The sequence below is a fragment of the uncultured Phascolarctobacterium sp. genome (genome assembly GCF_905212365.1).
In the GTDB taxonomy this organism is placed as follows: Bacteria; Bacillota; Negativicutes; order Acidaminococcales; family Acidaminococcaceae; genus Phascolarctobacterium_A.
In genome coordinates, this window is sequence record NZ_CAJMEH010000004.1 from 45243 (window position 1) to 60759 (window position 15517).

16 protein-coding genes and 1 pseudogene are annotated in these 15517 nt (G+C 51.9%); 11 read left to right on the forward strand and 6 right to left on the reverse strand.

The window, feature by feature from the left end:
• Positions 1 to 295 precede the first annotated feature (295 nt).
• The 9 genes and pseudogenes from QZ105_RS01555 (at position 296) to hemL (ending at position 10460) form a co-directional block, all read left to right on the forward strand.
• Positions 296 to 1759, forward strand: coding sequence for an NAD(P)/FAD-dependent oxidoreductase (locus tag QZ105_RS01555; protein ID WP_293728091.1), 1464 nt, complete (start codon positions 296 to 298; stop codon positions 1757 to 1759).
• 2 nt (positions 1760 to 1761) lie between these two features.
• Positions 1762 to 3030 carry an NAD(P)/FAD-dependent oxidoreductase gene (locus tag QZ105_RS01560; protein WP_293728092.1) on the forward strand — a complete coding sequence of 423 codons (1269 nt, stop codon included), beginning with the start codon at positions 1762 to 1764 and terminating at the stop codon, positions 3028 to 3030.
• 12 nt (positions 3031 to 3042) lie between these two features.
• On the forward strand, positions 3043 to 3417 hold the full coding sequence (locus QZ105_RS01565) for a DUF1667 domain-containing protein (protein WP_293728093.1): 375 nt from the start codon (positions 3043 to 3045) through the stop codon (positions 3415 to 3417).
• 161 nt (positions 3418 to 3578) lie between these two features.
• Positions 3579 to 4280, forward strand: coding sequence for a bifunctional precorrin-2 dehydrogenase/sirohydrochlorin ferrochelatase (locus QZ105_RS01570; protein ID WP_293728094.1), 702 nt, complete (start codon positions 3579 to 3581; stop codon positions 4278 to 4280).
• Positions 4234 to 5538, forward strand: coding sequence for a glutamyl-tRNA reductase (gene hemA, locus QZ105_RS01575; protein WP_293728095.1), 1305 nt, complete (start codon positions 4234 to 4236; stop codon positions 5536 to 5538). Before QZ105_RS01570 ends, hemA begins: the two co-directional genes overlap by 47 nt.
• Positions 5510 to 6430 (forward strand): hydroxymethylbilane synthase, encoded by a 921-nt coding sequence (hemC, locus tag QZ105_RS01580; protein ID WP_293728096.1) that lies wholly within the window; start codon positions 5510 to 5512, stop codon positions 6428 to 6430. Before hemA ends, hemC begins: the two co-directional genes overlap by 29 nt.
• A gap of 13 nt (positions 6431 to 6443) precedes the next feature.
• A pseudogene (gene cobA / locus QZ105_RS01585) lies at positions 6444 to 7957 on the forward strand (uroporphyrinogen-III C-methyltransferase).
• A 56-nt stretch (positions 7958 to 8013) separates the two neighbouring features.
• Positions 8014 to 9006: a porphobilinogen synthase gene (gene hemB, locus QZ105_RS01590; protein WP_293728097.1), complete on the forward strand. Its 993-nt coding sequence runs from the start codon at positions 8014 to 8016 to the stop codon at positions 9004 to 9006.
• Positions 9007 to 9152: 146 nt separating this feature from the next.
• Positions 9153 to 10460 carry a glutamate-1-semialdehyde 2,1-aminomutase gene (gene hemL / locus QZ105_RS01595; RefSeq protein ID WP_293728098.1) on the forward strand — a complete coding sequence of 436 codons (1308 nt, stop codon included), beginning with the start codon at positions 9153 to 9155 and terminating at the stop codon, positions 10458 to 10460.
• Positions 10461 to 10537: 77 nt separating this feature from the next.
• Here hemL and QZ105_RS01600 read toward each other — a convergent pair whose 3' ends face one another.
• From QZ105_RS01600 to QZ105_RS01615, 4 genes are all read right to left on the reverse strand, one after another.
• Positions 10538 to 11746: an ATP-binding protein gene (locus QZ105_RS01600; protein ID WP_293728099.1), complete on the reverse strand. Its 1209-nt coding sequence runs from the start codon at positions 11744 to 11746 to the stop codon at positions 10538 to 10540.
• Positions 11747 to 11995: 249 nt separating this feature from the next.
• Positions 11996 to 12331: a type II toxin-antitoxin system RelE/ParE family toxin gene (locus tag QZ105_RS01605; RefSeq protein ID WP_293728100.1), complete on the reverse strand. Its 336-nt coding sequence runs from the start codon at positions 12329 to 12331 to the stop codon at positions 11996 to 11998.
• Positions 12328 to 12636, reverse strand: coding sequence for a hypothetical protein (locus QZ105_RS01610; protein WP_293728101.1), 309 nt, complete (start codon positions 12634 to 12636; stop codon positions 12328 to 12330). Before QZ105_RS01610 ends, QZ105_RS01605 begins: the two co-directional genes overlap by 4 nt.
• An 89-nt stretch (positions 12637 to 12725) precedes the next feature.
• On the reverse strand, positions 12726 to 13208 hold the full coding sequence (locus tag QZ105_RS01615) for a MerR family transcriptional regulator (RefSeq protein ID WP_293728102.1): 483 nt from the start codon (positions 13206 to 13208) through the stop codon (positions 12726 to 12728).
• A gap of 441 nt (positions 13209 to 13649) precedes the next feature.
• On the opposite strand from QZ105_RS01615, the gene QZ105_RS01620 reads away from it, so the two are divergent.
• A complete protein-coding gene (locus QZ105_RS01620; RefSeq protein ID WP_293728103.1) occupies positions 13650 to 14267 on the forward strand; it encodes a flavodoxin family protein in 618 nt (205 codons plus the stop codon).
• Between the two features lie 90 nt (positions 14268 to 14357).
• The gene (locus QZ105_RS01625; RefSeq protein ID WP_293728104.1) at positions 14358 to 14615 is read left to right on the forward strand and encodes a hypothetical protein; all 258 of its coding nucleotides are present in this window, start codon (positions 14358 to 14360) and stop codon (positions 14613 to 14615) included.
• 145 nt (positions 14616 to 14760) lie between these two features.
• On the opposite strand, the gene QZ105_RS10495 is transcribed toward QZ105_RS01625, so the two are convergent.
• Together QZ105_RS10495 and QZ105_RS01630 are read right to left on the reverse strand one after the other, a co-directional pair.
• Positions 14761 to 14838: a putative holin-like toxin gene (locus tag QZ105_RS10495; RefSeq protein WP_366935953.1), complete on the reverse strand. Its 78-nt coding sequence runs from the start codon at positions 14836 to 14838 to the stop codon at positions 14761 to 14763.
• Between the two features lie 160 nt (positions 14839 to 14998).
• On the reverse strand, positions 14999 to 15517 hold a 519-nt coding region (locus QZ105_RS01630), incomplete at its 5' end, for an L-serine ammonia-lyase, iron-sulfur-dependent, subunit alpha (RefSeq protein WP_293728105.1).

The following is a 15517-nucleotide window of genomic DNA, read 5'->3' on the forward strand; positions in this document are numbered from 1 at the left end:
ATCTCTTAGAAGTTAGGCAACGAAGTTATACTAATGGTTTTATTGTATTTTTCAGAAGAGGATTAAACTACTAAGGCGCTAAAGCCGCACCGATATTTTGATTGAAGAGCCGGAAAAGTATCTGCCCTTGCGTTATTTTCTGCTCAAGCGGTAACGTCTACGTCCCGCGCGGACAAAATTTGATAAAATTGTGAAAAAATCTGCGAAGAACTGCTCTGCGGCAGTTCTTTTTTTTGGCAAAATGTGATAAAATTTACTTGTAATTTTCAAGAAAATTCAGCAAGGAAGTGACAGAATGGAATTTGTAAAATCCGCTGATGTAGTCGTTATTGGTGGCGGCATTGTGGGTACTGCTGTTTTGCGCGAGCTTTCCAAGTACGACCTGAAATGCGTACTGGTTGAAAAAGAGCCGGACGTCGCTTTAGGAACCACTAAAGCCAACAGCGCTATCCTGCACGCAGGCTTCGACGCCCCTACGGGAAGCCTGAAGGCTATTACCAATGTCCGCGGCAACAGGCTGTATCACGAATTGGAAAAAGACCTGGATCTGGATATTAAATGGACCGGTTCTTTAGTCGCTGCAACTACCGACGAAGAAATGCAGACTTTGCAGGAGCTTATGCAGCGCGGCCGCGCCAACGGCGTAGAGGGCCTGCAAATCCTGACTCATGAAGAAGTTTTAGAGCAGGAGCCTAACCTGACAACCGTAAAAGGCGCATTGTGGGCTCCCAGCGCCGGCGTATGCTGGCCTTTCGGCGCAGCCATCGCTTTCGCTCAATGCGCTGTGCAAAACGGCGCGGAAGTAATCCGCGACTGCAAGGTATTGGGCTTTATTAAAGAAGAAGGCCGCATTACCGGCGTTCAAACCTCCAAAGGCGTTATCGCAGCTAAATACGTAGTCAACGCTGCCGGTATTTATGCGGATGAAATCGCTAAATTAGCGGGCGACGACAGCTTTACCATCACCCCGCGTAAGGGCGAATATATTTTGTTTGATAAGACTGCGTGCAGCAGCCTGGTTTACGGCGTCGTATTCCCCACGCCGACGAAAAAATCCAAGGGTATTCTGGTTTGCACCACTACCCACGGCAACACCTTTATCGGCCCCAACGCCAACGAGCAGGAATCCAAAGATGATCATGCGGTTACTACCGGCGGCATGAATGAAATCATTGCTTCCGCCCGCAAGCTCATCCCCAATCTGCCCATGGGCGCCGCCATTACAGAATTTGCCGGCCTGCGCGCAGTTTCCAGCACCGGCGACTTCATCATCGGCCCCTGCGACGCCGTTCCCGGTTTATTTAACGCCGCAGGTATGCAGTCCCCCGGCCTGACCGCGGCTCCAGCCGTAGGCGAGCTTATCGCCAACGAAATCGCCCGCGTATCCGGCGCTGCCAAAAAAGCCGACTTCAAGGCTGCGCTGCCTAAGAAAAAAGCTTTCACTCGCATGACCGCCTCCGAGCAGGCAGCTAAAATTGCAGAGAATAAGCTGTATGGCCGCGTAATCTGCCGCTGCGAAACCGTAACCGAAGGCGAAATTGTGGAAGCTATCAACTCCCCCGTAGGCGCCCGCACTGTGGACGGCGTAAAACGCCGCACCCGCGCAGGTATGGGTCGCTGCCAGGGCGGCTTCTGCGGCCCGCGCGTTACCCAGATTTTGGCCCGCGAGCTGAATATCCCCATTCCGGAGGTACTCAAGGAGCGCGCAGATTCCAATATGTTCTATGAAAAATATCCGGTAGACGGCGGGGAGGAATAATTATGAACCAGTTATATGATGTAATTATTGTCGGCGGCGGCCCTGCCGGTCTTTCTGCTGCTTACAGCGCCTGGCAGAACGGCGCCAAGAAAATCATCGTTATCGAGCGCGACCGCGAATTGGGCGGCATTCTGCAGCAATGCATCCACAACGGCTTCGGCCTGCATCACTTCAAAGAGGAGCTGACCGGCCCCGGCTATGCGCACCGCTGCATCGAGCTGATTAAAGACAAACCCGAAATCGAAACTTTGGTTGACACCATGGTTTTAGACGTCCAAAGCAATAAAACCGTTATTGCCGTCAACCCGGAAAAGGGCTTGCTTAAATTAGAAGGCAAAACCGTAATCCTGACCATGGGCTGCCGCGAGCGTACCCGCGGCGCTATCCGCATTCCCGGCGAGCGTCCCGCAGGCGTATTCACCGCCGGCGCAGCACAGCGCATGGTAAATATGGAAGGCTATCTGCCCGGCCATAAAATCGTTATTCTGGGCAGCGGCGACATCGGCCTCATCATGGCCCGCCGCATGAGCCTGGAGGGCTGCAAGGTGCAGGCCTGCCTGGAAATCTGCCCCTTCTCCAACGGCTTAACCCGCAATATCGTACAATGCCTGAACGATTACAATATTCCTCTGTATCTGTCCCACACCATCGTGGCTATTCACGGCGAAGAGCGCGTAACCGGCATTACCGTGGCCAAGGTTGACGAACGCATGACGCCGATTCCGGGTACGGAATTTGATATCGAATGCGATACCGTGCTGCTGTCCGTAGGTCTGATTCCCGAAAACGAATTGTCCCGCGGCCTCGATTTAGCCATGAACCCGCTGACCAACGGCCCCGTTGTCGACCAGCACCGCGAAACCAGCCTGGACGGTTTCTTCGCCGCAGGCAATGTAGTACACGTACACGACCTGGTTGACTTCGTATCCGAGGAAGCGGAAATCGCCGGCAAGTATGCCGCTCTCAAAGCGCAGGGCAAACTGGCCGCCGACAACCGCACCGTTACCGTAAAAGCTGTCGACGGCGTGCGCACCTGCGTACCGCAGCAGCTCACCCTGCCCGCCGCCATTCCGGCCGACGAAAAAATCAAGCTGTTTATGCGCGTAGCGGCTCCTCACCGCAAGGTCAAGCTGGTCATCAAGAGCGGCGACAATACGCTGCTGACCAAGCCCCTGCCCGTGGCTAAGCCCAGCGAAATGATCGCGGTAGAAATTCCTGCCGCCAAATTCAACCAGATCGGCGACGAAGTTACCGTCGGCCTGGTACTGTAAGGAGGGTATAAAATGGCTGTTGAAACTCGCGTTATGAACTGCATTATGTGCCCTATGGGCTGTGAATTAACCGTAACTATTGAAAACGGAGCCGTTACCAACGTTACCGGCAACACCTGCCCCCGCGGCCCTAAATACGCTAACGACGAAGTTACCGCGCCCAAGCGCATGCTGACCTCCACCGTGGCTATCGACGGCGGCGTACTGCCGCTGCTGCCCGTAGTCAGCGCCAACGTGCTGCCCAAGGAGCGCATTTTGGACTGCGCCCGCTATCTGCGCGGCGTTAAGCTGCAGGCTCCCGTAAAAACCGGTGACGTAGTCGTAGAAAATATTTTAGGCTTAGGCGTAAATATCATCGCCAGCCGCGACATGGAGCTGCACCAATAAGCTCAACCATTCTAACGCATCATTGCAAAGCTCCGTCCGTATTGCTCAAGCAGTATGGGCGGAGCTTTTTGTTTTTCATTCTTCCCGGACAAATTCGCGCTTCTATACTTTATAAAATCTATGATTTATGGTATCATATATAAAGTTAAGAAGACTGTTTAATGAAATATATTATCGTTTTCCAACAGGTGAATCAAGCAATGCTTATTAAGAACGATTTTTACTATCCGGCGATGCTGCGCTTACAAGGAAAGTACTGCGTCATCGTCGGCGGCGGCGCAGTGGCGGCGCGCAAGCTGACCACGCTGTGCGAGGCTGCGGCCAGCGTTACCGTGATAGCTTTGGATTTTTGCGGCGAGCTCCGGCAGCAGGCGCAAAAATATAATTGCCGGTTGATTCAGGCGTCTTACGACCCGCAATACCTTAACGGTGCTTTCATCGTCGTCGCCGCTACGGACAGCGCCGCAGTCAACAGACAGGTCACAGCCGATGCGCCCTGCCTGTGCAATAATATTACCGAGCCGGAGCTGAGTAATTTCATCGTCCCCTCGTCCTTCAGCGAAGGTACCATTACCGTAGCCCTGGCCACCGGCGGTATGCCGGCCTTTACGCGGCTGCTCAAACGGCGCTTGCAGCAAACCGTTACGCCGGAGCTGGCCGACTTCAACGATTTTTTATTACGGCAGCGCGCTTTGGTGCGGCAAATCCCCTCTGCCCCGGCCCAGCGCACAGCCTTTTGGCGGCAGACGCTAAGCGACGAGCTTTTAAATTTAGTGACGGCAGGCCAAGCTGCTCAAGCAAAGGAGAGAATATTAAATGCAATTAACGGTTTTAGGACTCAATCACAAAACGGCCCCCGTTGAGATCCGTGAACGCTTTAATTTCACTAGCGACCGGGTAGCCAGCATACTTCGGCGTATGCGCAATTACGATAATATCCCCGAAGCCATGCTGCTTTCTACCTGCAACCGCACGGAGCTGTACATGGTTATCGAAAATCCGCACGAGGCCATTCCCTTTTTAAAGCATCTGCTCAAGCATTTGGCAGGTGAACATTACAAGAACGAATATTTTTATCATCTGACGGGAACGCTCTGCGTACAGCATCTTTTCCGTGTTGCCTCCAGTCTGGATTCGCTGATTATTGGCGAAGGGCAGATTTTAAGCCAGATTAAAAATGCTTATCAAATCGCCCGCACCAACGGCATGACCGATACCATTTTAAATACGCTGATGAACCGGGCCATCGCCGTAGGCAAGCGGGTGCGCACGGAAACGAAAATCGCCTACAGCAGCGTATCCGTATCCAGCGCCGCCGTTGACCTGGCCATCAATATTTTAGGCGATTTGACGCACGCCAATATTCTCGTAGTCGGCGCTGGCCATATGAGCGAGCTGACGGCGCGTCACCTCATCGACAAGGGCGCAAAGACGATTTTCGTCAGCAACCGCAATTTGGATCACGCTCAGGAGCTGGCCGAAAAATTCAGCGGCACGGCCATCCCCTATCAGGAAATGTTTAAGCAGGCGGCGCAGGCCGATATCATCATCACCTCTACTGGCGCGCCCCATTATGTGCTGACCGCCGAAAATTTAGGGCCGCTGCTGCCCCAACGTCAGGGACGGCCGCTGATTCTCATTGATATTGCCGTGCCCCGCGACGTGGACCCGGCCTTAAACGGCATGAAGGGAGTAACCGTTTATAATATCGACGACCTAGAGGACGTGGTGGACGTGAATAAAAGCTTCCGCAGCCACGAAGCCCAGGTGGCCGAGCAAATTATTGCCGAGGAAATTGCGGCGCTCAAGGAACGCCTGCGCTATTACACCATGCGGCCCGTTATGGTGCAGCTGCACGATAAAATGAATTTTCTGCGCCAGAAGGTGCTCAAAAAAGCCTTTATCAAGCTGCCGGAGCTGACGGACGAGCAGCGCCGCATTATCGATTTAATGACCCAGCGGCTGGGGCATAAATTTCTGCGCGAGCCCATGAAGGCCATGAACGCCGTAGCCGGTACGCCGGAGGAAGAGCGCTACAAAAAAATGATGTGCGATTTATTCTTACTGAACGAAAGCGGAGAGGAGTTTGGCGATGAAAGCAAAATTGAAGATTGGGACTAGGCAAAGCCTGCTGGCTCTGTGGCAGAGCAACCACATTGCAGCCTGCCTGCGCAGGCAATATCCCGAATGCGAAATAGGATTAAAAAAGATAGTTACCAAAGGTGATAAAATTTTAGACGTGCCCCTGGCCCAAATCGGCGGCAAAGGTCTTTTTACTAAAGAAATCGAAGAAGAGCTGCTGAGCGGCGAAATCGATTTAGCGGTTCACAGTTTGAAGGATATGCCCACGGTGCTGCCCGAAGGCTTGTGCCTGACGGCCATCACCACCCGCGCCAACGTAGGCGACGCCTTCGTCAGCAATAAATACGCCAGCTTTGCGGAGCTGCCCCTGGGCGCGGTAGTCGGCACATCCAGCCTGCGCCGCAGGGCCCAGCTGTTAGCCGCTCGCCCAGATTTAAATATCCGGGATTTGCGCGGCAATGTGGATACCCGCCTGCGCAAGCTGGACGAGGGGCTGTACGACGCCATTATTCTGGCAGCCGCAGGCTTGGAGCGTTTGGGCCACGCCGACCGCATTAAAGGCTTGATTCCTTCCGGCGTTTGCCTGCCCGCCGTAGGTCAGGGCGCACTGGCTATAGAATGCCGCGCTAACGACACAGAAACCCGCGCCATGCTGGACTTTTTAGACGACCTGCCTACACGTCAGGCCACCAGCGCCGAACGCGCCTTTCTGGGCTTGGTCGAAGGCGGCTGTCAGGTTCCCATCGGCGTGCACGCTGACGTGGAGGGCGACAAAATCCGCGTGGAAGCTATCATCGCCGCTTTGGACGGCAGCACCGTTTTACGCGATACAATTACAGGCAGCGCCGACAACGCCGTCAGCCTGGGACAGGAATTAGGCAGAAAAATGCTGGCTAACGGCGGTCAGGAAATTCTGGCCGCAATACTTTAAGGAGCGTGACATAATGACTAAACAAGGTAAAGTTTATTTGATAGGCGCAGGCCCCGGCGACCCGGGCTTATTGGGCTTAAAAGCCAAGGAATGTCTGGAAACTGCCGACGCCGTAGTTTACGACCGTTTGGCCGACACCCGCATTCTGGCCTTCGCCCGTAAGGACGCAGAAATGGTTTACGTGGGCAAGGCCAGCGCCAACCACACCATGCGTCAGCCCGATATCAACAAGCTGCTGGTAAAATTGGCCCAGGAGGGCAAAACCGTTGCCCGCTTAAAGGGCGGCGACCCCTTCGTTTTCGGACGCGGCGGCGAAGAAGCCATCGAGCTGTTGGAAGCAGGGCAACCCTTTGAATTTGTTCCCGGCGTCACCAGCGCCATTGCCGTTGCCGAATACGCCGGCATTCCCGTTACCCACCGCCATGTAGCGACCTCCTTTGCCGTAATCACCGGCCACGAGGACCCCACCAAGGGCGAATCCACCATTAACTGGCAGGGTCTGGCCACTGCCGTGGACACTCTGGTCTTCCTCATGGGCGTAGAAAATATTGAAAAAATCAGCAAGCAGCTGATCGCCAACGGCCGCAGTGCCGACTGCCCCGCCGCCGTTATCCGCTGGGGCACTCATCCGGAACAGCGCACTCTGGTTACTACCCTGGGCAGCGCCGCCGCCGACGTCAAGGCCAATAACTTCAAGCCCCCCGCCATCTTCATCGTCGGCGAGGTGGTTAAGCTACGCCAGCAGCTGCAATGGTTCGACAACAAGCCGCTGTTCGGCAAAACCGTTATCGTCACCCGCGCCCGCGCTCAGGCCAGCGAGCTGACCAAAAAGCTGGAAGCCCAGGGTGCAAAGGTTATCGAAGTTCCGGCAATTAAAATCGTAGCGGCCGCAGATTACGCTCCCCTGGATAAAGCTATCAGCGAGCTGCACGCTTATAAATGGCTTGTATTCACCAGCGCCAACGGCGTGGATTATTTCTTCCAGCGTTTGCTGAAAGCAGGCAAAGACGCCCGCGCCCTGGCCAACGTCAAGCTGGCGGCTATCGGCAGCGCCACCAAGCCTTGGCAGACCGCGGCCTCACCGCCGACCTTATTCCCTCCGCCTACAAAGCGGAGGAACTGGCCGAAGCTTTGGCCGGACAAATCGCCCAAGGAGATAAAATTTTAATTGCCCGCGCCAAAGTGGCCCGCGAGGTGCTGCCCGAATCCCTGCGCAAAATCGGCGCTCAGGTTGACGTAGTCACCGCTTATGAAACCGCAGCTGACTGCGAAAACAGGGACGAGCTGCTGGCAGCCCTGCGGAACGGCAGCGCCAGCGTCGTAACCTTCACCAGCTCCTCCACCGTTACCAATCTGCTGAAGGTTTTGGGCGAGAATAAGGAGCTGCTGCAAAAGGCGGCTTTGGCGGCCATCGGCCCCGTTACCGCCGCAACTCTGCGCCAGCACGGCCTGACCCCGGCAATCGAAGCAGAAAAATATACCATCGACGGCTTAATGCAGGCCATCGAAAATTTTTACAATAAATAAGCCGTTGACCAAGCGCCGTCCGCTTCCTCTCGGCAGGATTAAGGAGTGAAAGCAAAATGTCTATTACAGGATTTCCTATTTACCGTCCGCGCCGCACCCGCGCTACCGAAAATCTGCGCGCTATGATCCGCGAAACCGAAGTATCCGTTAAAGATTTAATCTACCCTATTTTCGTCGTTCCCGGCGAAAATATCAAACACGAAATAGAATCCCTTCCCGGAAATTATCACTGGTCCGTTGACCGCGTATCCGAATGCGTGGACGAAGTCGTTAAGCTGGGCATCCCAGCGATTATCCTTTTCGGCGTGCCTTCTTACAAGGACGCTGTCGGCAGCAGCGGCTGGGATATGAACGAGCCCGTGCAGAAGGCCTGCCAACTTATCAAAGCCAAATATCCCGGGCTGGTCATCATCACCGACGTCTGCCTGTGCGAATACACCGACCACGGCCACTGCGGCGTACTGCAGAACGGCTGCACCGTCAATAACGACGAAACCCTGCCTCTGCTTGCGAAAGTCGCCGTTTCCCATTGCCAGGCCGGAGCCGATATGATTGCGCCCTCCAATATGATGGACGGTTATGTAAAGGCTATCCGTGAAGCGCTGGATGGGGCAGGCTTCAAGCATATTCCCATTATGGCTTACTCCGCAAAATTTGCTTCCGCCTATTACGGCCCCTTCCGCGCGGCAGCCGACTCCACTCCCTCTGCAGGCGACCGCAAAGGCTACCAGATGGACCCTGCCAACAGTGACGAAGCGCTGCGCGAAACTGCGCTGGACATTGAAGAAGGCGCGGATATCATCATGGTGAAGCCCGCGCTGGCCTTTTTGGATATCGTGCAGCGCGTCCACGAAACCTTTAACCGCCCGCTGTGCGTTTACAATGTCAGCGGCGAGTACGCAATGGTCAAAGCTGCGGCAGAAAAAGGCTGGATTGACGAAAAGCGCATCGTTATGGAAACTATGCTGGGCTTCAAACGCGCCGGCGCTAAAATGATTATCACCTATCATGCGCTGGACGTAGCCAAGTGGCTGCGTGAAAATCGCTGATAAAGCCTTTTGGATAAACCAAAAATAAAGCAGTCGAGAAAGTACCAGATGCGAGGCGTGGCGACGACGGCGTATAATAAATACTCCTAGGAGCCGCAACGAAGCAGATGGTATTTTATCGGCTGCTTTGAAGAAAGGAAATTTCTATGACTAATAATAAATCATTTGAAGCCTTTGAAGAAGCGTGTAAATACATCCCCGGCGGCGTCAACAGCCCCGTACGCTCCTTCCGCAGCGTCGGCGGCGTCCCTCCCTTCATCGCCGGCGGCAAGGGCAGCAAAATTTACGATATCGACGGCAACGAATATATCGATTACGTTTTAAGCTACGGCCCGCTGCTTATGGGCCACGTTCCCGACTGCGTAACCGCAGCCATTAAGGAAGCCGCAGAAAAAGGCACCTCCTACGGCGCGCCCACGCTGGCCGAAACCGAGCTGGCAAAATTAGTCTGCCGTCTGGTTCCCTCCATGGAAATGGTGCGCATGGTCAACAGCGGCACCGAAGCCACCATGAGCGCCCTGCGTCTGGCCCGCGCTTACACGGGACGCGACTGCATCGTAAAATTTATCGGCTGCTACCACGGCCACCACGACAGCCTGCTGGTAAAGGCCGGCAGCGGCGCTACAACCTTCGGCGTGCCGGACAGCCCCGGCGTGCCTAAAGCCGTAGCGTCTACCACTATCACCGTGCCGTTTAACAATTTGCCCGCGCTGGAAAAAGTTTTTGCCGAACGCGGCGCAGAAATCGCAGCCGTAATTTTAGAGCCTACTCCCGGCAATATGGGTCTGGTGCTGCCGCACGACGGCTACCTGCAGGCAGTGCGCGAACTGACAAAAAAATACGGCGCTCTGCTAATCTGCGACGAGGTTATGAGCGGCTTCCGCAGCGCCCAGGGCGGCAGCCAATCGCTGTACGAAATCGACCCGGATATTACCTGCTTAGGCAAGGTTATCGGCGGCGGCCTGCCGGTAGCAGCCTACGGCGGCAAACGCGAAATCATGCGGCAGGTTTCGCCCGCAGGCCCCATGTATCAGGCCGGAACCCTGAGCGGCAACCCGCTGGCTATGGCAGCAGGCATTGCGGCGCTGAACTATATGGAGCAGAACAAGGTCTGCGAAAAGCTGGAGAGCATGACCGCGATTTTAACCGGCGGTTTGGAACGGGCCGCAGCCAAAGCCGGCGTACCCGTGCAGGTACACCGTCTGGGCAGCATGTTCACCGTCTTTTTCAGCGATAAGCCCGTTACGGATTTTGACAGCGCCGCCGCCAGCGACTTGGAGGCCTTCAAAATTTATTTCCATTCCATGCTGGAACAGGGCATTTATCTGCCGCCGTCCCAGTTTGAAACCAATTTCCTCTCGCTGGCGCACAGCCCGGAGGATATTCAAAAAACCATCGACGCCGCAGCCAACGCTTTCGCAAAGGTTGCTGAAGCAAGAGGGTACAAGGCGTAAAATTTCATAAACAGCAAAAAGCCAGGAACTAAACTTTAAGATAAAGTTTCCGTTCCTGGCTTTCGTTTTTATTTTTATTACCACTCTTGCAGTAAAAAATCACGGATATTGCAATGAATAATGCCGTTGCGGCTCAAATCAAATTCGTCCATAGAAACTACATACTTAGGAAAATTATCCTCGATACCGTCGTATGCGCCAAATTCTCTCTCCACAGTTTCCGGCGACGCTAACAGATACGTTACCTGAACATAAAGCTTCTTTCCCTGCTTGGCAGCCACAAAATCAATTTCCTTAACGCCGTTGCGCCCCACATGCACAGTATAGCCGCGCCGCAAAAGCTCCAGATAAACTATATTTTCCAAAATCAAATTGATATTAGGCAAATTGCCGCCAAGCACCGCCTCGCGAATACCATGGTCCGCCACATAATATTTTTCATTAACCGCTAAAAGCTTCTTCCCCGGCAAATCCTCAAGCTTCACCTGATAAAATAAAAAGGCGTCCGCAGCTGCCTTAATATAATTCAGAATTGTTTCTGCCGAAACCTTGCGTCCTTCGCTTTTAAAATATTTAGCGATACTGTTGGCCGAAAAGCTGCTGCCCGTGTTCACCGTCATATAAGCGATAATTCTTTCCAGCAAATCCACGTCCCTGATATTATTGCGTTTAATAATATCTTTCAGCTCCACCGAATTATACAAATCCTGCAAATACTGACGGCAAGCCCCCGGCTCATAGCCTAAACGATGCAGATAGGGCATGCCGCCCAGCAATAAATATTTATTGAAGCAAGCGCTTAGGCCGCTTTCCGGAAACGCATCCCGATACAGCTCGTAAAATTCCCCAAAGGAAAATGGGTAAATAACAAACTCCACATAACGTCCGGCCAAATATGTCGCCAGCTCTCCGCTCAGCAATTTAGCGTTGGAACCCGTAAGATAAATATCGCAGTCCAAAGCCATGCGCAAGGAATTAATACATTTTTCCCAGTCCTCAACCTCCTGGATTTCGTCAAAAAACAAATAAACCTTGCCTTCTATTTTTTCGGCGCGCCGCAATATTTCATCATGCAAGGCCAGAGCAGTACACAGCCTCGCATTACTGATATCCTCAAAATTTATAGTAATAAAATTACCGGCGGCAGCGCCCTGCGCCAGCAGCTCCTTTTGTATCAGCTCCAGCATTACGGATTTACCGCTGCGGCGAATCCCTGTAATTACCTTAATCAAATCATTGCCAATAAACGGCCGGATTCTGTGCATATACAATTCACGTTCAATCATGCTATCACTTCCTTTGCTTTCATCTTATCACGGTTATAACCGAAGTGCAAGCCACTTTTGCAAATTCTATCGGTTATAACCGAAACTCTTCTGATTTTCAGCTATTATATCGGTTATATTGGTTAGCCGGATTTGCCTATAAATATAGGCAAGTGAATGTAATAATTATCTTAATCGAAAGAAAAAGCTCCTTACGCTCGCAGACGTAAGGAGCTTTTGCTGTGCAAAATTCAATATACGTTATATCAATCATTTTTTCATTCTTTTAAACGCTTCTTTAAAAACAATCTCGTCCTCTCTAACTGAAACGACGATTATTTCCATAGATTTTTCTTTTATAACCAGCTTATAAACAGCTCTTATACCCATTCCTCTAAATTTGATTTCTAGCAAGCCGGAAAGATTTATTCCGCGTTTATTCCCTAATCTTTTTCCATATCCTCCCTGATCCTTTGGATAAGGATTATACGAAGCCTTTTCTATACCGCCGGCTACGCGTGCTATGACCGAATGGCCTAATTTTTTCATATCCTCGATAGCATCTTCAGAATAAAAGACGTCAAATTTTTGCGAGCTATCATTCATTCAAATTCTACCTCACAATCAGGATTTACTTTATCAATACCCAAAATAGCCATTGCTTCTTTAGAAGAATATAATTTGCGGTCTGGCCTGCTTTGCCTTTCCACAGCCTCAATATATAATTCCATATCTATCAAATTATCCACAAGCTTTTCATACGCCTCCGGCGAAAGCAAAACACATTCCGGCAAATTATTTTTAAAAACATATTTCGTACCAAAATTTTTAACTTCAGAAAAAATTTTGCTGGCTTCCCCTTTATTAAAACGAGAAACGGGAATAATTTTATCGGCTGTTAAAATAGTCATGCGCGTCTCACCTCTTTTTTATTACAGTATAGCTTAAAGAATCTTTCTTGTCTATAAATTTATCTATATTTATATAGATAATATTGGCTTTACTGTTCCTTCGCCAGCAGTTCTTCCGGACGGTAGTGCATATCGCGCAGCTGCTTGCGAACCTCCCGCAGCTCGGCCGGAACCTCGTCCTCGTTCATTTCCCGCGGTACGGCGGTGGTGCCTGCTTCCTTAGCCGTTTGGTAATACCAAACCTTGTAATCCAAAATGCGCATGATCTTCTGCAAATTTTCCATTTGCTGCTCCATAGCGGCCTGCTGCTTTTTAATAAGCTGCAGACGCTCCTCGATGGACGCGTCGCCCCGCTGCACCATGCTCATAAATTCCCGGATATCCTTTAATGGCATACCGGAATTTTTCAAACAGCTGATAATGCACAGCCCTTCGTAATCGCTTTCTTTAAACATACGGATGCCGCCCTCGCTGCGCTCCACGAAGGGCAGCAGTCCTTCCTTATCATAATAGCGCAGAGTTGAAGGCTGCACCTGCATAATTTTCGCCATTTCGCCAATCGTATAAAACATTTTCCCGCCTCCCAAAATTTTTTCAAAAAAGCTCTTGACTTAAAGTTAGCTTTAACTTCTATAATTTAATTAAACTTACAGCTACATTTTACCACATCTACCACGGCTCTGTCATCGCCTTTGGCTTGCCAATCGCCGGGTGCTGGGTATAAGTTGTGCTAGACTCTCGCTTCGCCTTTGGCTCGCGAATCGCCAAGCATAGCTTTATACCAACCAACACAGATAATGTAAATACGATGCGGCTGCATCCGACAAAAACGAAAGCGAAGTTTTCATTATGGAAGAGGGCATGGTTTATTACGGCCGCACTCTGTAAAATTACATAAAAAATTTCACAGACCTCCTCTGAAACGCTTGACTTAAAGTCAACTTCAGGTCTTATAATAAGACTAGGAAGCGCACAGTCAATTCTGCGCGGCGCTACAAAGGAGGTCTTTTTATATGAAGGTTTTATTGGTTAACGGCAGCCCCCATCTGCACGGCAATACGAACTCCGCCTTGCAGGAAATGATAAAAATTTTTCACGCGGAGGGCGTGGAAACAGAGGTGCTGCATATCGGTCACAAGGCTGTTCGCGGCTGCATTGCCTGCCGCAGATGCGCGCAAACAGGCCGCTGCGTTTTTGACGACGAGGTTAACGCCGCAGCGCCGAAATTTGCCGAATGCGACGGTTTGGTAATCGCCAGCCCGGTTTACTACGCTTCGGCCAACGCTACGCTTATCGCCTTCCTCGACCGTTTATTTTTCAGTACTCCGTTTGATAAGACTATGAAGGTTGGCGCCAGCGTCGTCGTGGCCCGCCGCGGCGGTTTGTCCTCCACCTTCGACGAATTAAATAAATATTTTACTATCTGCGGTATGCCCGTGGCCTCCAGCCAATACTGGAACAGCGTTCACGGCCGCGAACCCGGCGAAGCGCTGCAGGACGGCGAAGGCCTGCAAACTATGCGCACACTGGCCCGCAATATGACTTTTTTAATGAAAGCCATCGCTTTGGGCAAAGAAAAATACGGCCTGCCGGCAAAGGAGCCCTGGATTGGCACCCACTTCGTCCGCTGATACCGCCGCTACAGCACCTATCTTGTAGACCAGCCCCGCCGCGGCAAGGCCGGGCAATCCACTGTTGCTGAAAGCATTCCCGCCGCTACTATGGATCAGCTGTGGTTCAGCAATTTCCGTCTGGGCAACTGGCCCGACTTTTTCCCCGGCGTGCAGGTGCCGCAGGATAAAGGGGCGCTGGAGCAGTTCTTCCGCCAAATGACGCCCAACACCGGCGCTTTTGACGAGCAAATTATCAGCGACGCCATGGCGGCAGTTTTTGCCAAAGCCGGCGACGGCATTCTCGTCACCCATTCCCAGGGCGGCGGCCCCGGCTGGTACACGGCGATTAAAAGCGAAAACCAGTAGGACAGTCTTTTTTCATTGATGAATTGACTATTTTTCATTTTCCGTTTATAATAAAAAAGAGATAGCCGGTTGGGTAGGCCGGCTTTCCTCTGGTTTAATTTAATTTGAAGGAAGCCGCCTTAACCGCTAGGCGGTTTTTCTCATTTTATTTACGAAATGAGAGAATGATAACTACTAACACCGCAAAGTTTACCATCAAAGATAAAGCTTCAAAGGTTGTCATAGTATATCACCCCCTACTCTTAGGAAGTAGGAAAACCGACGCCGACTATCTCATGCCCAACATTATATCATATATACACAAAACTGCGAAGCATTTTACAAAAATATTTTTACATTAAAAGGACTGTCGTACTTTTTCGGTACGGCAGTCTTTTTTATCTTTAAAGTCCCAGCATGACGTCGATAATTTCTTTATCGGTTTCCACCATGCCCTGGCTGGCAATTTTGCCCACGGCGGCAATAGTTTCGTCCGCTGTTTCCTGCACAATGCCGTCGCCGCCCGCAAAATTGCGCTGCGCCATGGACATATCGAAGCCCAGCAGGCCGCCCTCTACGGCCATGGCGATTTTCGCGGCGCAGGAGGATTTCGCGCCGTCGCAGATAATGCCGGAATTGATGGCCAAAGCGTTCTCCACCGTATGCTCAATCTGCTCGTCCGTCATATCGTGCAGATAAGCGACGCCCGCCCCGCTGCCACAGCCCGCGCTGACCGCGCCGCAATAAGCCGACAGCTTGCCGATACCCTGCTTTAAGTAAACCGTTACCAAATCGCTGAGCAGCACGGCGCGGTATAATTTTTCTTCGCTAACTTCCAGCGCACGGGCGTAAACTACCACGGGAACGCTCGCCGTAATCCCCTGGTTGCCGCTGCCGGATACGATAACTACAGGCAGCTCGCA